The sequence below is a fragment of the Candidatus Edwardsbacteria bacterium genome (genome assembly GCA_018821925.1).
In the GTDB taxonomy this organism is placed as follows: Bacteria; Edwardsbacteria; AC1; order AC1; family EtOH8; genus UBA2226.
Window position 1 is genome coordinate 13,182 of record JAHJLF010000019.1, and the last position, 22,921, is coordinate 36,102.

18 protein-coding genes and 1 tRNA gene are annotated in these 22,921 nt (G+C 51.4%); all 19 read right to left on the bottom strand.

Annotated elements, in window-relative coordinates; genetic code table 11:
- Positions 1-59: 59 nt before the first annotated feature.
- Positions 60-1,043, bottom strand: coding sequence for a M23 family metallopeptidase (locus KJ869_02060; protein ID MBU1575976.1), 984 nt, complete (start codon positions 1,041-1,043; stop codon positions 60-62).
- Between the two features lie 107 nt (positions 1,044-1,150).
- A complete protein-coding gene (locus KJ869_02065; protein MBU1575977.1) occupies positions 1,151-2,362 on the bottom strand; it encodes a glycine C-acetyltransferase in 1,212 nt (403 codons plus the stop codon).
- Between the two features lie 5 nt (positions 2,363-2,367).
- Complete coding sequence (locus KJ869_02070) at positions 2,368-4,146, bottom strand: tetratricopeptide repeat protein (GenBank protein ID MBU1575978.1); 1,779 nt, start codon at positions 4,144-4,146, stop codon at positions 2,368-2,370.
- A 395-nt stretch (positions 4,147-4,541) separates the two neighbouring features.
- Positions 4,542-5,606, bottom strand: coding sequence for a DMT family transporter (locus tag KJ869_02075; protein ID MBU1575979.1), 1,065 nt, complete (start codon positions 5,604-5,606; stop codon positions 4,542-4,544).
- Positions 5,607-5,856: 250 nt separating this feature from the next.
- On the bottom strand, positions 5,857-6,939 hold the full coding sequence (locus KJ869_02080; GenBank protein MBU1575980.1) for an HNH endonuclease: 1,083 nt from the start codon (positions 6,937-6,939) through the stop codon (positions 5,857-5,859).
- Positions 6,940-7,426: 487 nt separating this feature from the next.
- On the bottom strand, positions 7,427-8,674 hold the full coding sequence (gene kbl / locus KJ869_02085; GenBank protein ID MBU1575981.1) for a glycine C-acetyltransferase: 1,248 nt from the start codon (positions 8,672-8,674) through the stop codon (positions 7,427-7,429).
- A 139-nt stretch (positions 8,675-8,813) separates the two neighbouring features.
- Complete coding sequence (locus KJ869_02090) at positions 8,814-9,071, bottom strand: acyl carrier protein (protein ID MBU1575982.1); 258 nt, start codon at positions 9,069-9,071, stop codon at positions 8,814-8,816.
- Between the two features lie 192 nt (positions 9,072-9,263).
- Positions 9,264-10,964 carry an acetate--CoA ligase gene (gene acsA, locus KJ869_02095; protein MBU1575983.1) on the bottom strand — a complete coding sequence of 567 codons (1,701 nt, stop codon included), beginning with the start codon at positions 10,962-10,964 and terminating at the stop codon, positions 9,264-9,266.
- Positions 10,965-11,119: 155 nt separating this feature from the next.
- Positions 11,120-11,488, bottom strand: coding sequence for a holo-ACP synthase (acpS, locus tag KJ869_02100; protein MBU1575984.1), 369 nt, complete (start codon positions 11,486-11,488; stop codon positions 11,120-11,122).
- A 56-nt stretch (positions 11,489-11,544) separates the two neighbouring features.
- Positions 11,545-12,528, bottom strand: coding sequence for a hypothetical protein (locus tag KJ869_02105; GenBank protein MBU1575985.1), 984 nt, complete (start codon positions 12,526-12,528; stop codon positions 11,545-11,547).
- Positions 12,525-14,486 carry a cation acetate symporter gene (locus KJ869_02110; GenBank protein ID MBU1575986.1) on the bottom strand — a complete coding sequence of 654 codons (1,962 nt, stop codon included), beginning with the start codon at positions 14,484-14,486 and terminating at the stop codon, positions 12,525-12,527. Before KJ869_02110 ends, KJ869_02105 begins: the two co-directional genes overlap by 4 nt.
- The gene (locus KJ869_02115) at positions 14,483-14,791 is read right to left on the bottom strand and encodes a DUF485 domain-containing protein (protein ID MBU1575987.1); all 309 of its coding nucleotides are present in this window, start codon (positions 14,789-14,791) and stop codon (positions 14,483-14,485) included. Before KJ869_02115 ends, KJ869_02110 begins: the two co-directional genes overlap by 4 nt.
- A 169-nt stretch (positions 14,792-14,960) precedes the next feature.
- Positions 14,961-15,167 (bottom strand): hypothetical protein, encoded by a 207-nt coding sequence (locus KJ869_02120; GenBank protein MBU1575988.1) that lies wholly within the window; start codon positions 15,165-15,167, stop codon positions 14,961-14,963.
- Positions 15,168-15,571: 404 nt separating this feature from the next.
- On the bottom strand, positions 15,572-17,398 hold the full coding sequence (locus KJ869_02125) for an ATP-binding protein (protein MBU1575989.1): 1,827 nt from the start codon (positions 17,396-17,398) through the stop codon (positions 15,572-15,574).
- Positions 17,399-17,420: 22 nt separating this feature from the next.
- A tRNA-Met gene (locus tag KJ869_02130) sits at positions 17,421-17,509 on the bottom strand.
- A gap of 85 nt (positions 17,510-17,594) precedes the next feature.
- Entirely contained in the window at positions 17,595-18,710 is a 1,116-nt protein-coding gene (locus tag KJ869_02135; protein MBU1575990.1) for an alcohol dehydrogenase catalytic domain-containing protein, read from the bottom strand.
- A gap of 522 nt (positions 18,711-19,232) precedes the next feature.
- Positions 19,233-19,682 (bottom strand): D-tyrosyl-tRNA(Tyr) deacylase, encoded by a 450-nt coding sequence (dtd, locus tag KJ869_02140; GenBank protein ID MBU1575991.1) that lies wholly within the window; start codon positions 19,680-19,682, stop codon positions 19,233-19,235.
- A gap of 37 nt (positions 19,683-19,719) precedes the next feature.
- Positions 19,720-22,230, bottom strand: a complete 2,511-nt coding sequence (locus KJ869_02145) for an aldehyde:ferredoxin oxidoreductase (GenBank protein ID MBU1575992.1) — start codon at positions 22,228-22,230, stop codon at positions 19,720-19,722.
- A gap of 200 nt (positions 22,231-22,430) precedes the next feature.
- Positions 22,431-22,814: a 4Fe-4S binding protein gene (locus KJ869_02150; protein ID MBU1575993.1), complete on the bottom strand. Its 384-nt coding sequence runs from the start codon at positions 22,812-22,814 to the stop codon at positions 22,431-22,433.
- Positions 22,815-22,921: the final 107 nt, after the last annotated feature.

Sequence of the window (22,921 nt, forward strand, 5' to 3'; positions counted from 1 at the left end):
AACTCCATAAAGGACAAAAGCCCCGGCGTATAAAACGCCGGGGCTTTAATATTATTAGGTTATTCTCCCAGATCGCCCATGTAGCCGATAGGGTCGACCGGGGTGCCGTTCATCCGCACTTCATAATGCAGATGCGGGCCTGTGGAGCGCCCGGTGGACCCGACAAACCCTATTATCTGGCCTTTTTTCACCCGGTCGCCGATCTCCACGTTGAATTTGGAAAGGTGCCCGAATCTGGTGGTATAGCCGGTTCCGTGATCCAGCTCGATCAAATTGCCATAATCCCCCACCCGGCTTCTAATGGTCACTACTCCCTCGGCCGGGGCGCTTACCGGTGTGCCCCGGGGCACGGCAATGTCCAACCCGTAATGGTTCTCCGAATGCCCGCTCCGTCTCCATCTCCTGACCCCGAAAGTGGAGGTCATCTTGCCGAACAGGGGCGCCAGCTCCGGCGTAGCCGAAAGCAGACATTCCTTGGTCTCCAGATAGCTGTCCACTTTTTTGAGATCTGCTACCTGCTGAAAAATATCGGGGCTGACCTTGGATTCCAATTGGGTAGTTTCGATCGGATGGCTTATGTCGTACTTACCAAGAATGATCGGCGATTCAGGGCCTCCGGCAGCCTCTCCTTCTTCCACGATGTTGGCGGTCTTGAAACCGGCCTGGATCTTTACCTTTACCGCCAGTTTGCGCAGGTTGTCCACCTGCCGGGCCAGGTTCCCCACCGATGCCAGGTAATTGCTGCGCTCTTTCTTCAGCTGAGCCTGGAGTGATGAGATGTCGCTGGCCAGCGAATCCTTGACATGGTCGTAGCTTTTCCGCTCGACCCGCAAAACCTTGTTTTCCTTGAAGGTGGGTTCAAAGGCCGTCTTGAGTTTGTAATGGAACAGATAATGCCGGGCGATAAAAAACCCGGAGATGCCCACCGCCGCTACTGTAACCAGCAAAATGGCATTCAGCCACCAAGAGTGAAGGAACACCGACTTCCCGTGCTCGCCGTGATGCGGAAGGATGATGAAGGAATATGACTTTTTAAATATCATATATCTTCTCCTCTTTTTTACCACAAAGACACCAAGCCACCAAATACAAAAATCACAATTTACGATTCACATTTCACGGTTTTTTGTGTTCTTTGTGCCTTTTGTGGTTAATTAGGTTTCAGTACGCCCAGTTTCTTTCCAACCTTGGTGAACGCCGCTATAGCCTTGTCCAGATGCTCCCGTTCGTGGGCGGCTGAGATCTGGACCCTGATCCGCGCCCGGCCCCGCGGCACCACCGGATAGAAGAAACCTATCACGTAGATGCCCTCTTCGTACAGCTGCCGCGACATCTTCTGGACCGCCTCGGCCTCGTGCAGGATGATGGGGACGATGGGGTGGATGCCTTCCCGGATGTCGAAGCCGGCTTGCTTTATCTTCTGCCGGAAGTATTTGGCGTTGTCCATCACCTTGTCGCGCAGGGCGGTCGATGTCTCCATCATCTCGATGGCCTTGATGGTGGCGGCCACCACCGAGGGGCTGATGGTATTGGAGAACAGGTAGGGACGGGAGCGCTGGCGCAGGATGTTTATGATCTCCTGGCTGGAAGCGATGCAGCCGCCCGAGGCCCCGCCCAGCGCCTTGCCGAAGGTGGTGGTGATGATGTCCACCCGGCCCATCACGTCGGCGTGCTGGTGTGTGCCCCTTCCGGTCTTGCCAATGAACCCCGAGGCGTGGCTTTCGTCCACCAGCACCATGGCCTCGTAGGACTCCGCCAGGTTGCAGATCTGCTCCAGCGGGGCCAGGTCGCCGTCCATGGAAAAGACCCCGTCGGTGACGATCATCCGGAAGCGCGAATTTCTGGTCTGCTTTAAATGAGCTTCCAGATCGTGCATGTCCATGTGCTTGAAGCGGCGCCGCTCGGCCTTGCATAATCTGATGCCGTCAATGATGGAGGCGTGGTTCAGCTCGTCCGAGATCAAAGCGTCCTCCTCCCCTAAAAGAGCCTCGAACACTCCCAGGTTGGCATCGAAGCAGGAGGAATAGAGGATGGCGTCCTCCATGCCCAAAAATTTGGAGATCTTCCGCTCCAGTTCCTTGTGCTTGTCCTGGGTGCCGCAGATGAACCGGACCGAGGACAGCCCGAAGCCCCGCTCCTCCAGGCCCTGCTTCGCCGCGGCCACGATGGCCGGGTGGTTGGAGAGCCCCAGGTAGTTGTTGGCGCAGAAGTTGATGACCTCCTTCTGGGGCGAGTTGGCCGGGTACTCCACCTTGATGCTGGCCGCCTGGGGCGTGTGGATGTAGCGCTCCTCCTTGAAAAGATCGGCGTTCTGCAGTTCCACCAGTTCGTTGCGATAAAATTCCTTTACCTTTTTATGCAGGGCCATTACTTGTATCCTTCCCTAAAGACGGCGTTCCCGATTTCCTTGATGTCTTTCGAATCCAGAGATACAAGCTGCATCATGATGTTTTTATTAGTATTGATATTGGGATACTTAGCTTTGTTTTTCAGAATATACTTGGAGATATCCTCAAATAGCTTGGTCACTGCCCTGCCGTGCGAGAGTTTATTGTTGCCGATATCCTGACTCAGGATATCCGATAGTGACAGGTGCGGCATTCTTCCATAACAGTTCTCTGATAATTTCGCCCGGTATTCCAGCTCCCATTGCCTGAATCCGAAAAGCCAGTGCCTGGAATCCAAGGCATGCTGCCCTTCGTGGATGACCGTTGAGGTGTTGAAATAGTGATCTAATAACAATCTGATGCACGCCGCTTTTTGTTCATCAAGAGAACAATCCTTATATGGTTGTATGGCTTCGTCCATGGCCTTGAGTTTGAGTTGGTTCCCCAGCCAAGATGAATAAAATACATCAAGGGGCGGACGATCTATAAAACCTTCCTCCTTTTCTTTATCCTCCGCTAATATTTTTGACCTTTTATTTTGATCGTTCAATAATTCCCATCTGCCGTAAGCGGCCCCATATTTGGGATCCATGACCACGAAGAATTCCTTGGTTTGCGACAAGAACCCGGATGTAGTCCATCCGCCATTCTGGCCTTGGTAGTTCCAGTACCAACTGTTGAAACCGTTGGATACCATGTTTTTCAGGACCACCATCCGCAGCTTTCCGGTCTTTCCCCATTGGGATATTTCCCTCATGGTATCCAGCGTTACATGCCCGAAAAGACCACCCCAATAACCGTCTATATATCCATAATGTATTATGACATGGAACTTTTTTTCGATCCTGCCGTTGACCTTGTTCAACCAACCCTTGTTGTGTTTCCTTGTTTTCCGGATATCGGGAAAAAGGCCGGCTATTTCGGCATATATCGGTACAAGTCGCGGCAGCAGGTCTTTTTCTTTTAATCTCCCCTGCACCGCCTGCTGCCGATAAAATTCATCAAGGGTTTTCTTGAGCGTCTCGCGGAAAATAATAAATTTCGACACTTTCTCAAAAGATTGGAACATGTTGTCGTCATCCGGGGCTTGTTGCCGGGCCTTTTCAAATTCCATCTTGGCTTCATCGTAGAGCAGCAAACGTTCGTACAACTGACCCATGGTGCAATGATAATCCGGTTCTCGTTTATCGCGCATTATGGCCGATTGGTAGAGGGAATTCCATTCCCCGGGGCAGTAAGATGACGTTCCGCTTTCGTCAAACAGGTATTGTGATTTCCAAATACGGTATGCCTGGTCGTATTCGCCACCTTCGACATAGGCCACATGGAGAAGGTTATTGGCCTCCAGTAGGTATGGATTCAAGCGCACCGCTGTTTCCAGCTCGCGCTTCGCCTCGTCTTTTTTATTTAGCCGAAGGCAGGTCTTGGCCAGTGATAAGCAATAATCGGCATTGGCGCTGTCTAACTCTATTGCCCGGGAGTAGCTCCGCGCCGCCTGTTCATAGTCGGCTCGGGAAAATAGTATGTCGCCCTGGACGAAATAATTTTTCGCCTCTTGGGGCTCGGCCCCGATGGCTTTTTGAATTGACTCCAATGCACCGGAGTAATTTTGGCGATAGTAATATTGCGCAAACGCCTTGTTCCGCAGGGCCTCCGGCTGCTGGGGATTATCCTTCAATATGTCGTCCAGTATTTTTTCCGAACCATTCAGATTATACTGCCACCAAATCGTATTATATTTTTGCATCAGGGAATCCATAGAAGCTTCTCCTGGTTTTGCAGCGATTATTATACATACGCTAATCGCTAAGATGATTTTTATACCAGCATGAAATTTTATCTTAATATCCTTCCCATGCTGGCCGCCTGGGGCGTGTGGATGTAGCGCTCCTCCTTGAAAAGATCGGCGTTCTGCAGTTCCACCAGTTCGTTGCGGTAAAATTCCCTTACCTTGATGTGAAGTGCCATGGTGAGTTGGTGATTACCCCTTGTGTTATATTAGAAGAAAAAAGTTAACTGGATCGACAGTACTCTGCAATTTTCACTTTGCGAGTTAACTGTTTTTGCGCTACGTATTTTTGTTTGTGCGATTGTGCGTATGTGCGAGACGGACACGTGAGCCAGCTTCATACCTTTTTTTATGTGCTAAGTCGATCAATCATCATGGCTGTGGCGATGATGTATGTCCGGGTTATGTGGGTGTTTGTGATTGACAGGAACGTGTTTGTGCGGATGGGAATGCGTTTGTGAGACACGGCTTGCGGAATGTTCGTGGGTATGGTGCCCGTCAATGTGGTCATGAATATGATCGTGCTTGAATTCAAAATGCGTATGCAGGTGCGTATGTTTTTCGGTGAACAATAAAAAGGCACCAACCACGATAAACGGCAAAGCAATAAAAAAAAGCGTGTTGGGCAGTTCCCGGAAGATCAAAAAGGAAAGGGCCGAGCCGATGAAAGGAGCAGTGGCAAAATATCCGCTGGTGCGGGCTGTGCCCAGTTCACGCAGGGATAAAATAAAGAAAACAATGCTCAGGCCGTAGCAAAAAAGGCCCAAAAGACACGCGAGCAATACTTTTACCAAACCGGGGAATGGGTTCCCAATAATTAACGCCACTGCCAGGCTTATAGCACCGGCCACAATGCCTTTGACGATAACAATAGCTACCGGGTCTTTGGCCGAAATGTTTCTGGTGAAATTATTGTCCAGGCCCCACAGGACGCAAGCCGTTGCAACACCCAAGGCCCCAAGCGAAAAGCCCCATTTGCCGGACAGGTCAACTGATAATAAAATGACAGCGATGGTTACAAAACCAACAGCCAGCCAAATGCGTTTACTGATGGCTTCCCGAAAAGCTATAAAAGCAATCAGCGCAGTAGCGACGCCTTCAAAATTTAGAATTAGCGAGGCTGTTGCCGCAGGAGTGTGTTTTAAGCTGAACAGCAGAACAATCGGGGCGGTGATACCGCCAAAAAATGTTGCGGCGACCAGCCAAGGCAAGTCAGCCCGGCCTATTTTGGCTTCTTTCACCGGGTCATTTTTCGTAATACGCCGGATAAATTTGTAAAACAACAAACCGAGGCCGCTGCCCAGATAAAGAAATGAAGCCAATAAAACGGGTTGAATATCGCTTAATAATAATTTGGCTAAAGGCGCGCTGGCTCCGAACAATGACGCGGCCACTAACGCGTATAATATGGATTTATTCTTGCTATACATAATATCGTTTCAGGATTGACACCTCTAACATGTTTGCGCCCATATTAGCAAACACACGACAACAACACAGCAACGGTAAATAGCGATCTTCCTCCTCGTTTTAAGCATAAACGGCGGGACGGGAGTTAATTCCTTTACCCTGAAGCGCCATGATGAGTTGGTGATTACCCCTTGTATTATATTAGAAAGATAAAAGTTAACTGAATCATTGTTTGTTTGCTGGTGGGGCATTACCTGAAACGAATGCTAATTAGACATTTCGCAATCTTGGAATCAGCATTCTAATTTTATTAATATAATCATTTCTATTACATGCATAGTGCATTTCCCTATGACAGTTCGGGCAAAGCGCAAGAACATTATCTATTGTATCACTACCACCGTCAGAAAGTGACTTAAGGTGATGCGCTTCTAAGTAGATTGTACCATCATCCTTAATGAATGGTCCTTCCTTATTACACTTTTCGCACTTACCTGTAGCACTTTTTAAAATCCATGCTTTAACTAAAGGATCCCTCTTGTAAATATATGTGTCCTTTTGTAACACCTTATCTGGTGTATTTACCCCGATTGGTTTACCAGTCTCAATCTTTGAAGAAAGAATAGTTGCACGTCTTTCATACTCATTAGCATCTTCAGTAGGCTCATAAATAGTTTTATCAAAAATGTTTTTCTTTTCCAATATATTTTTTATTTCATAAAACACATTGGGCCCTATATTTTTTGCAGGCAAATACCCTTTGATGCGTGGCAGACACAATGACTCCATAACAGATGAAATATTCTGCATTCTATACTCTATTGAACCCTTAGTTCTGTTTTTTAATATGCCGCTTCTTAAATCTCTGTTAATTTCAGATTTATTGCAAGGTTCATTCCTTGTTTCTTTCTCAAGCATTTGGAGGTAAGCATCTACAGCAGCAGATAATTCCTCCTGCGACCATGTTACATTGTCGTTTTGCATGTCTACAATGACATCATCATTTAATAAAGTTCCATGGTTTTCTGGTAGTGCATACCCTGAAGAAATAAGACGTGATTTAGCAATATTCAACTCTTCATCTGTAAAAAGAGATTTCCACTTGGGTTGTAGTGCAATAGCCTCAGCAGTTAAATCTAAACGTTTTAATCCCCAAAGTTTAGTAAATCCATCCGAGAGCTTTATTGTGTGAATAAGTTTTTTCGCTGTGCCAACACCCCCAAGTTCATTTATCATTTGGATGAAGCCTGCAGGGTTATAATTACATTCTTTCTTTGCGGTAACAGCTGCCATACGTAAGGCATCTGTAAAACTATATTCAAGATCATTAAACTCTTTGCTTTCTTGATTCATATACCCTCTTTTATTGGTATTGTGCAACAATATTTCACATCAATATTAACCTTTGTCCAACACACAACAACAAGCATAAACGGCGGGACGGGAGTTAAATCCCTTCCCGCCGCATAGTTACTCTCTAAATTACGGCTTGCAATAAGTAGATTGCTTCGTTTGTCCGGTACATTGGTCTTCTCGCAATGACACGTAAGCCCGTATGCAGGCATGCTTGCAATGACGCCCCCTCTCCAAATTTATTTGGAGAGGGCCGGGGTGAGGTCAAGACGGCCTGGATTCCCGCTGGAGTTTATCCTGAGCAAGGCCGAAGGGCAGGAATGACACCCAGAAAGAAAATCCTCTGTGCCTCAGTGTCTCTGTGGTTTGATCCCGTTCATGGATTCCCACTTTCACGGGAATGACCCCCAGAAAGAAAACCCTTGGTACCCCTAAAATTTATACCCGGAATCTGCGCAAATCTGCGCAATCTGCGGATAGCGTGCCCCTATAGCCCGTACTTGGCGATGATCTGGTCCTTCTTCAGCCCCAGTATCCCGTACTTCTCCCCGATCTTGGTAAACGCCGCCAGGGCCTTGTCCAAATGCTCCATCTCATGCCCGGCCGAGATCTGGGTGCGTATACGGGCCTGCCCCTGGGCCACCACCGGGAAGAAGAAGCCCGTCACATAGATGCCCTCGGCGTACAGGTCGCGGGCGATATCCTGGGACAGCTTGGCGTTGTACAGCATCACCGGAACGATGGGGGTGTCGCCCTGTTTCAAATCGAACCCGGCCTTGGTTAGCCCCTCGCGCCAGTACTTGGTGTTCTTCTCCAGCTTGTCCCTGCGGTCGGTTGATTTGGACAGCAGTTCCAAAACCTTGATGGACCCGGCCACCACTGCCGGAGGCATGGTGTTGGAGAACAGGTAGGGACGGGCTCTCTGCCGGCACATCTCGGCGATCTCTTTGGGGCCGCTGACCGAACCGCCGGTGGCCCCGCCCAAACCCTTGCCGAAAGTGGTGGTGATGATGTCCACCCGTTTCATCACGTTGTGGTACTCGTGGGTGCCCCGGCCGGTCTTGCCGATGAACCCGGTGGCGTGAGAATCGTCCACCATCACCATGGCGTCGTACTTGTCGGCCAAGTCGCAGATCTTGTCTAATGGAGCGATGTCGCCGTCCATGGAGAACACCCCGTCGGTGATGACCATCCGCAGGCGGCAGCTCTGGGCCTCCTGCAGTTTTTCTTCCAGGTGGGACATGCTGTTGTGCTTGTAGTTGAACATCTGGGCCTTGCACAGCTTAAGGCCGTCGACGATGGAGGCGTGGACCAGCCGGTCCGAGATCATGGCGTCCTCCGGGGTCAGCACCACGTCAAACAACCCGGCGTTGGCTTCCATGCAGGAGGGGAACAGGCAGGTGCCCTCCATCCCCAGGAACTCGCTCATCTTTTCCTCGAGCTCGTTGTGGATGTCCTGGGTGCCGCAGATGAAGCGGACCGAGGACAGCCCGTAGCCCCTCGAATCCAGGGCCTCATGGGCCGCCTTGACCACCTCGGGGTGGCTGGACAGGCCCAGGTAATTGTTGGCGCAGAAGTTCAGCACCTGCTTGGGCTCGGCCCCCTTGGGGAACTCCACCTTGATGCTGGCGGCCTGGGGCGACTGGATGTATCGTTCTTCCTTGAAGATCCCCTTGTCCTTCATCCCCTGCAGTTCGCCGGCGTAAAAATCCTTGGCTTTGGAACTATAGGCCATCGTATCTCCTAACTGTTAATTCTTGATTGAGCTTGTCACCCTGAGATTGCTGCACGCTTGGCAGGTTGAAGGGTAAACCTGCCATCCCTCAGCCAGTAAGGCAAAGATGTGATCTCGGGATGACAGTTGATTAGTTGGGTTAGACCTTCACCCCGAATTTCTTGATCAGCTCGATGATGTTGTTGACCGAGTCGAAGGCCTCGGGGGTGGCGGCATCGTCCGGCAGCTTGATCTGGAATTTCTTTTCCAAGTAGGTCTTCAAGGATACCATGGAGAACGAGTCCACGATCCCGCTGGAGATCAGCTTGGTGTCCTCCTTGACCTCCATGTCTGAATCCTCGTCAAGGTATTCTTTTTTCACATATTCTATGATCATGTTCTTGATGTCGTCGGACATTTTCGTCTCCTAAAATTAATGACGTTATTTAAATATTGTGCATGGATTTTTTACCCACAGGATTTTGTCATTCCTGCCCCTTGTCATGCCTGCGCAGGCAGGCATCCATACTTTTAACCTGGATTCCTGCTTTCGCAGGAATGACGTTGGAATGTACTTTCGCGCTTTTTAGCGTGTTTCGCGGGATGGTGCCTAGTCGTTTTCCAGTGTCGAGATATCGCCGATCTCCTCGCCCCACTCCTTGGCCCGCAGCATCCGGCGCATGATCTTTCCGCTCCGGGTCTTGGGCATCGAGGCCATGAACTCTATCTCCTGGGGCATGGCCAGCGGCGATAGTTTCTTGCGGATGAAGTTCATGATGTCCATCTCCAGGTCGCTGTCGGCCTTGAAGCCCGGCTTGAGGGCGATGAAGGCCTTGACCACCTCCATGTTGATGGGGTCGGGCTTGCCCACCGCGGCCGACTCGGCCACCGCCGGGTGTTCCAGTAAAGCGGACTCGATCTCGAACGGCCCCACCAGGTGTCCTGCCGTGTTGATGACATCGTCATCCCGTCCCACAAACCAGTAGTAGCCGTCGGCGTCGATGCTGGAGCGGTCGCCCGACAGGTACCAGCCGTTCTTGAACTTGCCGTCGTAGGTCTCCTTGTTGTTCCAGTAGGCCCGCATCATGGAGGGCCAGCCGGGCCGGAAGGCTATCAGGCCCACCGTGCCGGGCTTGTCCACCGGCTCAAAGGTCTTGGGGTTGACCACGCTGGCAATGATGCCGGGGAATGGCTTGCCCATGGAGCCGGGCTTGACCTTCATCCCGGGGTAGTTGCAGATCATCATGGCCCCGGTCTCGGTCTGCCAGAAGGTGTCGTAGAACGGCTGGCCGAAGGCCTTTTCGGACCAGATCACGGCCTCGGCGTTGAGCGGTTCGCCCACGCTGGCCAGGTGTCTTAAGGATGTGAGGTCGTGCTTCTTGACCGCGTCGAATCCCTCCTTCATCAGCATCCGGATGGCGGTGGGAGCCGAGTACCACATGGTCACCTTCATTCTTTCGATGAAGGCGTACCAGTTCTGGGCGCTGAAGCCGGCATCCAGCACCACCTGGGTGACGCCGTTGGACCAGGCGCCGATAATGCCGTAGGAGGTTCCGGTGACCCAGCCGGGATCAGCGGTGCACCAGTAGATGTCGTCGGCTTTAAGGTCCAGCACCCACTTGGCGGTGATGTATTGGGCCACCAAAGAATTGTGAACATGCTGGGCCCCCTTGGGTTTTCCGGTGGTGCCGGATGTGTAATGCAGGACCGAGGCGGTCTCCCTTTCTACCTTGACTATATCGAATTTCTCCACCCGGGGAAGTTTTTCCATGGCAAACGCCGCTTCGCCGGCATTCAGCGGCTTGTCGTCGGCGTCAACTATGATGATGGTGGCCAGCTCCGGCAGGTCCTTGCGGATGCGGCGGACCTTGCCCGCATGTTTTCTGGTGGTCAGCACCGCCTTGGTCTTGGCGTCGTCCAGCCGGGTGATCAGCGCCTCTTCGCCGAAGGCCGAGAACAACGGCTGGGCGATCCCGCCCATTTTTAGGATGCCCAGGAAACAGATATAGAGCTCGGGGATCTTATCCATAAACAGGCAGACCCGGTCGCCTGGTTTGACCCCCTGGTCCTGGAGGAATTTGGCGGTGGTGTTGCTGTAGGCCCGGATGTCGTCATAGGTATATTTCTTGACCTCACCGGTGAATCCCTCCCAGATCAGGGCCAGCTTGGAGCCCAGGCCTTTATCGCAGATCCGGTCGCTACAGTAATAACCAATGTTGTACTGGCCGTCTTTTCCATACTCCAGCTCCTGCTCCGCTAGTTTCCAATCGAAACTCTTGTAGCGATCCTCGTATGACCCGATGTTGCTCATCCCGTTATCTCCTATTTATTGATATTTTCAATTATTACAGAAAACATTCAAACGACACCATGAACGAGAATAAAAATGACAAGATTTACAGGATCCTTTAACCTGGTAATTAACCCTGTGAAATCATGTTAATCCTGTCTATTCCTAAAAAAGGTCTATTTGTCAACTTCAATTATTACATAGGCCACTGCGAACTCCCCGGCTTCCGATACCGAGGCATGGATGGCATGGCCGCCGCCTGCCGGCAGAAATTTGAGCAGCCGGCCGGAGAGGCTTACCCGGATATCTTTTGATACCTGGATATCATGCCAAAACGACCCTCGGCTCAGGCCGCAGCCCAACGCTTTCAACGCGGCCTCTTTGACGGCGAACCGGGAGGCGTAAAAAAAATCCCGATGGATCTTTGGCGCGTTGGACAGTTCTTCCGGCGACAGAAACTGGGCCAGAAATTCTTCCTTGTCCTTGAGCTTTCTGAACCGTTCCACGGCCACGATATCGGCCCCGATGCCAAGTACCATATTCAAAGCAACAAGAAATTATATCATCTATGTTTTTTTAAGTCAACGCCCTCCGGGGCGGGTTAAAAGGCCAGCTGCACTTGGATGGCGAATTCATCGTTGTGCGGAGCGCCTGGCTGTTCCATCTTCTTGCGTATATAGTTGGCATAGATCATGGCGTTGGTCCCCGACAGGTAATAGTTGGCCCCCAGCGTCAGCCAGGCGGTGCCGTCGTCGGAACGCTCGGTGTCAAACTTATCCCAGCGGGTCAACACCTCGATTTTCGGGTGGGGTCGCAGGCCGAGATGAGCATAGTAGCCCCCGCTCTTGACCATGCCCCCGGAGAATGGCAGCCGATCCTGACCGGCGATGACCTCACTACGGACGATCAGGAGCATCGATTGGCCGAGCTTATGTTCAATACTGAACCCGCCGCCGTAGCGGTTCTTAAGGGTATCCTGGCTGCCCTTTTGTACCGAATTCCCCAGCCAGGAATATCCCAGAAACTGCAGGAAGTCGGCCGGTTTAGCGGTAACCGAGAACAGCAGGTCCTTTCCTTTGTTGTTATCGGCATAGTTGTTGGCGGGATAGCCGTTGAACAGGCCGATGGACAGCTCCACCGGCTGCAGCTTGGTGGTGGTCTGCATCCCCATCTGCCGCCACATGGCAAACTTTGTCAGGACGACCGGGTAGTTGATCATCTCCAGCGCGGCGGTGGAGCGCGGCATGTATAAACTGAATGACGGGATGAATCGTCCCAGCATCAGGTCTGTCTTGGGCAGGTACCCGGAGGCCTGGATCCTGGCATCCAGCAGGGCTGGGCTGGTCAGGGCCTCCAACTGCACCAGATATTTGAGCCGTTGCTCGGGGAGATCCCCGTTCAGGATCAGCCGGACCCGCTTGGCGGCGAAGGACCATTTGCCGGTCTGGGAATAGCCATAGACCGTCTGGAGATTTCCGCCCAGGCGGAGTGTCCCCAGGCCAACCTCCACCGGTGTGGCCGCCAAAGGAATTGAGAACAGGAAAAGTACGGCAGCCAGAGCCGTCAGGCAGCTGGTTTTTCTCATGCTTTTCCCTCCTGTATTTTGTTTCTGGCCTGCCGGGCGGCCTCCTGGCGCTGGGTCAGCAGGGAGACCACCACCAGGGTCAGGAAGCTTAAGGGCACCGAGATGATAGCCGGGTTGTTGATGGGGATCAGGGACTTGATGTGCGGCATATGGTAGACCTCGTTGAAGGTCTCCTGCGACAGCAATATCATCCCCAAGGCCGACCCCAGGCCCACCAGTATAGAGGCCAGCACCCCGCGGGAGGTGGTCTTTTTCCAGAACAGTATCATGGCGATGGTCGGCAGATTGGCCGAGGCCGCCACCGCAAAGGCCCAGCCCACTAAGTATGAAACGTTCATGCCTTTGAACAGGATGCCCAGCACCATGGCGATGATGCCCACCACCACTGCGGCCAGCTTGCCCCACATCACTTTCTGGTGATCGTTCATCTTGACTTTGAAGAACTTGTCCATCAGATCGTGGGCCACTGCGCCCGAGGAGGCGATGATCAGTCCGCTGACCGTGCCCAGCACCGTAGCGAAGGCCAGGGCCGAGATAATGGCGAATATCGCCACCCCGAACGACTTGGCCAGCAGCGGGGCCGACATGTTGTCGTTGGTCAGGTCCAGCACCCCGTTGACCATGGCCCCCAGCCCCATGTACAGGGTCAGCATGTAGAACAGGCCGATGGCGGCGATGGCCACGATGGTCGACTTCCGGGCGCTGGCCGGGTTGGGGACGGTATAATAGCGGATCAGCACGTGCGGCAGGGCCGCGGTGCCGAAGAACAGGGCTATCATCAGGGAGATGAAGTTGACCTTGTCGGAGGTGGTGGCCCCCTTGGCGCTGTCCACCTTGAATTTCACCCCCGGCTTGAGCACTTCTTTGCCGGCCATCGGCTGCTGGTAGTAGACGGTCACCTGGTCATCGCCGTCCTTCAAGCCCACGAACTTCAGCCAGCGTATCACCGTCCCGTCCTTGATGGTCTTGATGAAGCTGAAGAAATCGGTGGTGCCGCTCTTCTCGACCTCCTGGCCATCCTTGACCACCTGGCTCATATGGCCCACCTGGTAGAATTTTCCGTTCTCCTTGGGTTCGCCGTTGTACAGCTTGGATCCGTCGGGCTTGACGGCAAGGGTCTGGGTCTCCTCTAGGCGCATCTCTGCGGAATTGAGTTTCCAGAAAGAGATCTGTCCGCTTTTGACCAGCTTGACGAAGACCAGCTTTCCCGAATTCTCCGGGAAAATCCCCGCCACCGTATATCCGCTATCGGCCAGTACCATGTTCTGGCCGTTCCAGGAGCCGACCTTGACCGTGGAAAAATGACGGAAAGGCACATCGCCGCCCTGGTCGGGTTTGGTGGAGACGCCGCGGGAGAGCACCAAAAACACCAGGACCAGCGAGAAGATCAGCAGCAGCCCGCCTTTGAGAAACTGGACATAGGTGGTGGAGGCCATGCCGGCCGTGGCCACGATGATGATCACCAAGGTGCCGACCATGATCACGCCGAACTCATGAGGCAGGCCCAACAGCGGTGTCACTAAGCTCCCGGCGCCGACCATCTGGGGAATCAGATAGAAGATGGACACCAGCAGGGTGCTGATGGCCGCCGCCAGCTGGATGCCCCGGGAGTTGAACTTGGCGTTGAGGGCGTCGGTGAAGGTATACTTGCCCAGGCGTTTGATCGGCTCGGCCACCACGAACATGGCCACCACCCAGCCGGCCAGATAGCCGACGGAATACAGGAAGCCGTCGTAGCCCGAAAAGGCGATCATGCCGCAGATCCCCAGGAAGGAGGCGGCCGAGAGGTAGTCCCCGGCGAAGGCGATGCCGTTGACCGACCAGTGGATGTTGCCGCCGGCGGTATAGAAACCGGAGGCCGATTTGGTGGACCGGGCGAAATGGTACGATATGGCCAGCACCCCAACCACGAAGGCGCAGAAGATGGCGATGGCCCATGGCGATACGGCGTAATTCATGAGTGTCCCTCCTCCAGCGCCTCTGCCTCTTCATCGGAATGCATGTTTGTCATCACTTCCTCGGCATGGGTGCAGATGTGGTTGTAGATGGCCGCCAGAAATATGGCGAAGATGATAAGTAAAAATCCATAGACTATGGCCACGTTAAAACTTCCCACATCAACCGCCATAAAGCCGGGGCTGACCACGTTGATGACGATGAAGCCGGCGTAGACTATGGCGTAGAGGGTCACAAACCAAAGCCCCAATACCCGTTTGATCGAGGCCGCATGATCCTTGGCCCATTGGCTGGAGGGTTCGTGCATCTGCTCTCTCCTGTTTTATGATTTGTTAAAAGGAAGGCTTGGAATGATTGGTTGCTGTAAAGTGTTAATGATACCAAAAAACAACTTAGGTATGCAATAAAAAAAGCGCCCCGGTTCTCCGGAGCGCCGAATTAGATCATCGGTATAGAAGTGCCTGGATAAATTACTATTACCGGCAGCAACTGGAATCGGTTGTTTTGCAGCTTACGCAGCGGCAAAACCCGTGGTAGATGGCGCAGATCCCGCCGAACAGGCAGAACAGACCCCAGAACAGTGGCAGGCCGAAGATATGGGCCAGGTCCGGCTTGGCGTATGGCAAAAGGTAGAGGCCGTAGGTGATAAGGAAACACCCGCTGGTGACGATGATGTGGCCCATTACGATCGTGGCCTTTCGCCCGCCCCGCCAGCCCAAGTAGATCAGTGACAAACCGATGACCAGCGGGATGAACTTGGCCGGGTTATTGCTTGCGATTGCACCCCAGGCGCCGAAGGCTGTCAGCAGCATGCCCAAGGTAAAGCTGATCGGCGATTTGATTTTCATGACTATACATCCTTAAATAGATTACTGAAATACAGCAGGGGCGACCGGCCGGTCGCCCCTGCTGATGAATTTATTTTATCCCCATTCTCTTCCTGGCCGCCTCCAGTTCCTTGGAATCGGGAAACAGCACTGCCTTGCCGCACTGCTTATCAAACAAAGTATTAGCTAAAATCCCATTCCCTTCAGGCGCAACACATAGGACCTTATATTGCTCATTCCTGTTTCCCTTATTTCGTAGGTTATAGAAGCTTATCATTGAATTTGCTTTTCATGAATTGAATGGCAGTTCTAAATTTTTGCATTGTTTCATCACTTAAAGGTATTCTTCTATTATCTAGAACCAAATGATTTATTGCCAAATTTAATTTCCCCTTAAGTTTTTCTGCATCATTTTTGATTTTTTCAAAAGAACCAAGTCCCAAGGCATTGTTAATTATTGCCATTTTACTTTGCTCATCAAACAAACCTTCTAAATCGGTTTCTATTCCTAAAATATCTTTATAGGTAAATATTTTGTTATTTATGTATGAACCAAACTCGGCAATATATTTATCCTTTGATTTCTGACCCGGCACATCGCTATCAAGAACAACAATGAATTTCTTGCCCCACGATAAATACAGTCTAATAATATCATAAAGCTGGTCTCTACCAGCACCTGGATAAAGATTAACATCTTTTTCATCTAATTGCACATCACAGAAATATTTAAAGGCATACCAATCAAACCTTCCCTCGCAGATTACTATGTTTGGGATTGGTTCGACCAAACTGGGTTTATAATCCAACGCATCTAGTATTGGCTGGAAATAAGAGACTTTAGGTTTACCATATCCTTCACCAACATAAGTAAAGTACTTCTTTGCAATAATTTTTGCTGAATCATCAAAAGTGATGTCACCCTTCAATTCAGTATCTGTTAATTTATCATTAATAATAACATACGAACCTTTTAACCACTTGGGATTAATTAAGTGATGGCTATGCGTTGAATAGATAACCATTGAATTACTGCTTAAATCACGTATAGCTTCCAGTATTTTTTGTTGTGCTGAAGAATGAAGATTTGAAGCCGGTTCATCTAATAAAAACAATATGTTTTTTGTCCGTTTCTTCCGAAATTCAGTAAAAATCAAGAAAGAGAAAAACCATTTACAGCCTTTACTTCTTTCATTTATTGAAAAGATTTTACCGGAATCAGTTTTAACATTGAACGATACCGATAATTTTTGTGGATCGGTTTTATAATCAAGCTGTATTTCCTTGAAATTTAATTTCCTACTACCTTTTTGGAATAACGTTTTCCAACTTTTTGTGATTTTCTTATTTAATATGCCCCCAATCTGCGATATTATCTGCTTCGCCGTGTCATTATCAGTATTCCAAATATCAACCACATTTTCCTGGAATGAAGTGAAGCGACTATTAACACATTTCAAAATATCATCTAAAACTAATTGCCAGATTACATTCCTGTCTTCTGTTGCTTGTTTATTAAAATTGAAAAATATTTCCTCTGGTATTTCAAAAATGAAATCCTCGTAAAATAAAATCTCTGGTATTAGGTTTTTTTTGACAAAATCCAACAAATCAATCCATTCCGAATTCTCATACTCACGCAGGTCTTTGCTTTTATTTTGTAGGTCAACGTCTGTTACAGTTATTGGAAACACAACACTAGATTCATGCTTTTTAAATTTATGTAATTCATAAATGAATTTATGAGTATATTTAAAAACCCCTTTGTATAGATCTATTTTATATGCTTTGTTCTTACTTTCCCAATATTTTTCGATTCTATCATAATCATCCTTTTCGTACTCAATACTGGATTCAAGCACTATCTCCCCTGTAAAATCAATACCTTTTGGTCTAATTGCGTTGATTTCTTTGTCAGTTAATGTCCCGCCTTTTGATAAATCATAATAACACTTAATAGCTTTCATTATTGTGGTTTTCCCACTTTCATTTAACCCAACTAAAGAAACTATGCGGTTATGCGATAGATCAATTTCAACTTTATCAATACCTTTGAAATTAGTAATCGTGAATTTCTGGTATTTCATATTAACCTCTACATTAATCGCTAAGAGTGGATGGGATTCTAACCCATGAAACGCCTTGCGACGTCTACCTGTTTATGAGACAGGCGCCTTAAAACACTCGGCCACCACTCCATTATTCTTATTGTGAGTGAAAGCATATCAAAAAAAGCGTTTTTATGCAATATTAATATTGTAACACTTCTCGTGTATTACGTAATTATTTTATTCCCATTCTCTTCCTGGCCGCCTCCAGCTCCTTGGGATCAGGGAATAAAATCGCCTTGCCGCACTGCCGGGGGTTGCCCATAGCCGCTTCGAAGCCCTTGGCAAAATCCTTGAGCTCGAACAGGTGGGTGACGATGGGCTTGATGTCTATCCGGCCCGAGGCCAGGAAATTCTTTACCCGGTACCAGGTATCGAACATCTTGCGCCCCGAGATGCCGTTAATGGTAATGCCCCGGAACACAATTCCGTTGGTGTAGTCCACCGGGACCGGAGTGGTGGGCGGCACCCCAAAGGCGCTGTAGCGGCCGCCTTTGCGGATGACCTTCAGGCCCTCCTCGATGGCCGCCGGGGCTCCCACCATGTCCAGCACGATATCAGTGCCGTAGCCGCCGGTGTGGTCCCGGATGAATTCTAATCTATTGACGGATTTGTCGGAGATGTTCAAGGTATGGTCGGCCCCCATCTTTTTGGCGATGTTCAAAGCGAAGTCCGACATGCCGATGACGAATATCTGGGTCAGGCCAGAGGCCCGGGCCAGACCGGCGGCGAACAGCGCGGTGGGCCCGTCCCCGAAGATGGCTACTGATTTTCCGGCCACGTCGGAGTTCTCGCCTAAAAGAGTGTAGCAGGCGTTGCCCATCGGCTCCTGAACTGTGGCCAGCTCCGGCGGAATGCTCTTGTCGTTGACCCAGCAGACCGACTCCGGCAGGGCAAAGTATTCGGCAAAACAACCGTCGTGGTCCACCCCTACGATCTTCATCCGCTCGCCGATGTGGAATTGGCCCAGCATGGCCTGCAGGTCGCCGGGATCGTAGATGTGGGTCTCGGCCGAGATATAGTCGCCGGCCTTGATCCGTTTACAGTGCGGCCCCACCTCCACCACCTCGCCGGCCACCTCGTGACCCAGTATCTGAGGCAGGTTCTTTGATCCGATCCGTTCGTCGGCCCACTTGTTCCATTCGTAGATGTGAACGTCTGTCCCGCAGATGGAGGTGGCCCGAACCTTGACCATCACCCAGTCGGGCTTTAGTTCCGGAACATTGACCTCCAGCCACTCGGCCCCAAGCTGTGGTTTGGTCTTGACCACCGCCTTCATTTTTTGAGGCATTGCCAAAACTCCTGTGATTATATGAATTGATGTTTATATTTCTGTAATAGCTTTCAAAGCTACTTTCTGTAACGCCAGAAAGTAGCCAAAGAGCTCGGCCGCACACCTCCCGGGTGGGTAACAATATCCGTGGCCTAAATTTCTTGATGGGATAAATATAGCCCCTGCTCTGCAAAAAATTCTTAACGGCCATTGCTGCCATCCCCGTCCGCTGAAGCGGCCATTTTACCGGGGTTCCCCAAGGTGCCGCAGTCAGCGGTGCTGCGCAGGCCAGGCGGACGCCCGGAATTTGCTGTGAGTTACACTATTATTTCGGCGTGTTCAGCAAATTCAGTCCGTCGAACATCATTCCATCAAAGCACCGGTGTAGGCGGCGATTCTCTTTGTCACTTTCTCTATAAAGAGAAAGTGGGGAGGAAAAAGAGAAATGAGTTAAGACTCAAAAACCAGGATTCTATTCTTGCTATACAACAATTTACGAGAATTACTTACTGAGATCTCAATGTTTCGATTTCCCTGTTGTCAATTAAGATCTTTCGAATCTAAAATTATGGTCACCGGCCCGTCGTTACCGATTTTCACCAGCATTTTTGCGCCAAATATTCCCGTTTGCACATCTATTCTATAAGACTTAAAAGCATCAATAAGTTTTTGATACAGCACTTGGGCCTTTTCCGGCGGGGCGGCATCGGTGAACGATGGCCGGCGCCCCTTCCGACAATCGGCATACAGGGTGAATTGCGATACTAAAAGAACAGCCCCCTTCACATCCAATAGCGAAAGATTCATCTTTCCGTCAACATCCTCGAATACCCTTAAGTTGACGGCCTTTTCGGCCAGCTTAGTGATGATCCCATCGTCGTCCAGATGTGAAAATCCGGCCAGGATAACAAGACCCTGGCCGATCTTCCCGGTGACATTGTTTTCAACGGTTACCGAAGCCGAAGAAACGCGCTGTATAACCAGTCGCATGATCTGAACTACTGAAAATTAAAGCCGGAATAGATACTTATTTTTTCTTTGATTTCCTAGTCGTCGCTTTTTTTACGGTCTTCTTAGCTTTGGGCTTTATTTTTTTGACAACCTTCTTGGCTGTTTTTTTCTTGGCAATGACCTTTTTCGCCGGCTTCTTTCTCATCAAAGCTTTCTTGACAAGTGCTTTTTTGCTTTTGGCCTTTGGTTTAAGATTTTTTGTCGTGGTTTTCTTTTTAACGGCCGCCTTTTTGGCAGTGGTTTTTATCTTTTGCTTTTTCGCAACCGCTTTCTTCTTGGCAACCGGTTTTTTATCTTTGGCTTTTGATTTTTGATTTTCCTTGGGCTCTGCCTTCTTGGAAGTCACATAGGCGGCCCGCACCTCCCTGACCTCTGTTTCCGACAGGTGCGGCAGCACCGTGGCCACCACCTCCGGGAAATCGATGCCGTTGCGCTTCAAGGTCTCCAGGGTGGGAATCCCGTTGGAGGTCCAGCCCCGCCGCTTGTAGACCGCATCCACCAGCTTCTGGTAGCGGTCCTCCCGGTATTTGCGGTGCAGGGCCATCTTCTCCTCGGTGGACTTTCCGACCGGGTCTATCTGCATCCAGTCTAAAAGCTGTTTGTCGTAGCGTTCCTGGCGAGACTCGTATTCCTCCCTGGTGACCGGCCCCATGGCCCGGTAGGGTGGCTGGTCGTATTTCCGGGTTCCCTTGCCCATCCGCAGATCGAATACCCTCTGGAACTGGTAGACCCGCTCCGACATTTTGATGATCTCCTCCTTGGTGATCTCCCGGCCGGTGACCCCGGAGAAAAGGTCCACATAGTTCTGGACATGCTCCGGCACCTTGGCCGCGTCCATGGGAGCGTTCTTGGTCCGGTTGTCGCCCGGCTCAATGTCGTTCCAGGGCAGCTTGCACAGGCCGTTCAGCCCGAACCAGGTCCGGAACATCGGGAAATAGTACAGGGCCTCGGCCTTGTCCTCGAAGGTGGGGATCTGGTTGTTGACCATGTCCATGAAGATCACCCAGGCCTCGTCGTGCTGGGGCCCCTTGTTGGTCAGGTAGTAGCCGCCCTGCTGGGCCAGCGATTCCTTGGACATGTATTCCGACTGCTCCAGCCCCTTGCCCTCCAGCCCGATGTCGTTGAGGAAGGCGTAATCCCCCCAGCCCTTGTCGGAAAATATCTTCTTCAAACGCTGCACCCCTTGGCCGGCGATCAGGCCGAAGCCCTCGCCCCGGGCCATCTGGTGCATCAGCTCTAATTGCGATTCCCCCTTGCCCCAGGACATGTCCAGCCCGCCGGTGCGTTCGGCATTAAGGATGCCCCTCTGCCAGCATTCCATGATGAATCCGGTGATGGTGCCGAAGCTGATGGTGTCGATGCCGTAGGTGTCGCAGTAGAAGTTGCATTCTATCACCCATAAGGGGTCGAAGATCCCGCAGTTGGATCCGCAGCCGGCCGCGGTCTCGTACTCCGGACCGTCCACTATCACCTGGTGCCCCTTGTAAGGCCCGGTGCGCAGGGCGAACTCGTCCACCCCGTGGGCGCAGGCCATGGAACAGCCGTACCAGCAGCCGTCCGGTATGCCCTGGGTGAATTGTTTGAGCCACATCGTCTTGTCTATGTTCTTGGTGTCGGGATGGCTGCCGTACTGGAAGTTCATCACCGGCAGCAGGTCGTAGGCGTCCATCACGCTGACGATGTTGGTGGTGCCCACCTTGCGCATGGTGCACATCTTGTCGTCGAAGTCGTGCATCTCCTTGTGCAGTTTGACCCCGGCCCGCTGGATCCGGCCCAGGTCGGCCGGATGGTTCATGTCGCCCTTGACCTGCGGCCCGTGAACGATCAGGGCCTTGATTTTCTTGTCGCGGAACACCGTGCCGATCCCTCCCCGTCCGGCCTGCTTCAGGCGGGTCACCTTGCGCCGCACATCATAATAGGAAAAGTTGAGGCAGCCGATCAGGCTGTGAGCCGCGGCAGCCCCGGCGCTTACCACCGAGACGTTGCGCAGGTCGGCCTCATCCGTTGCATACTGGTGGGTGAACTGTTCGGCCGCGATATGGGAGTCCAGGGATTCCTGGGGCGCGGTCTCTATGGTGATCTTCCCCTTGACACCGTCCAGCACTATGATCACGTCCTCCTTGGCCTTGCCCTGGATCTCAAGGGCGTCGAAGCCCGAGAATTTCATCAGCGGGCCGAAGTAGCCGCCCACGTTGGAATCGATGGGGATATTGGTGATAGGCGACAGGGCCACCACCAGCGACTTGCCGGCCCCGGGGTACTGGGTGATGCCGCAGATCGGGCCGGGCGAGATGATGATGTCGTTCTCCGGGTCGTTCCACTTGGTGGTCGGCTTGATGGCGTCCCACAGGTATTTCAAGCCGAAGCCCCGCCCGCCGGTGAAGGTCCGTTTGGTGGCCTCGTCTATCTTCTTCTCGGTGAACTTCAAGGTGCTCAGGTCGATATGCAGGGAGCGGTTGTTGTAGCCCTTCTGGGGAAGGCTGGGAGTGAAAGCGTACACGGCCAACACTTTATGAGCCGCCTTCATTTTTTCGATGTCTTGGGTATATCTGGTATATTCAAAGACCTTGTTCTCTTCCATTTTCTTCTCCTCGTTGGGGCACGATGCATCGTGCCCTTACATGGTTGGGGCCGATATATCGGCCCTTACTTATTACTGATCCTGTCGGGACACGGCCTGCCGTGTCCTTGCCTTGTTGGGGCATCCGGGCGCGATTAATCGCGCCCCTACCGTTCCGCTATCTCCAGCGCCTTCTCGGGACAGGCCCTGGCGCAGATCCCGCAGGCCACGCACTTGAATGGCTCCCGCTGATCGGGGTGGGTGCGCATGGAAAGGGTGGGGCAGTAGCCCACGCACATCAGGCAGCCCACGCACAATTTTTTGTCCAGCATCACCACGCCCTGGCTGTTGCGCTTCAGGGCCAGCACCGGGCAGACCGCGATGCACTCGCCGCACTGGTTGCAGACGTTGATCTCGAAGCCGCTGTCGGTCTGTGTTACCCTGATGGCCGATTTTTCCGGGTCCTCCACCTTGAAAAAGGTCTTGGCGCATACCTTTTCGCAGGCCTTTATCCCTTTGCACAGGGATGGATTGGTCTTAAGATACTTCATACCCGCATCCTTTTATATTTTTAATATTTTATTATCGACACGAGGGGTAATTTTAGCACCTATAAAAGCCAAAATCAAGGATAAAAAAGACAAATAAAAAAGGAGCG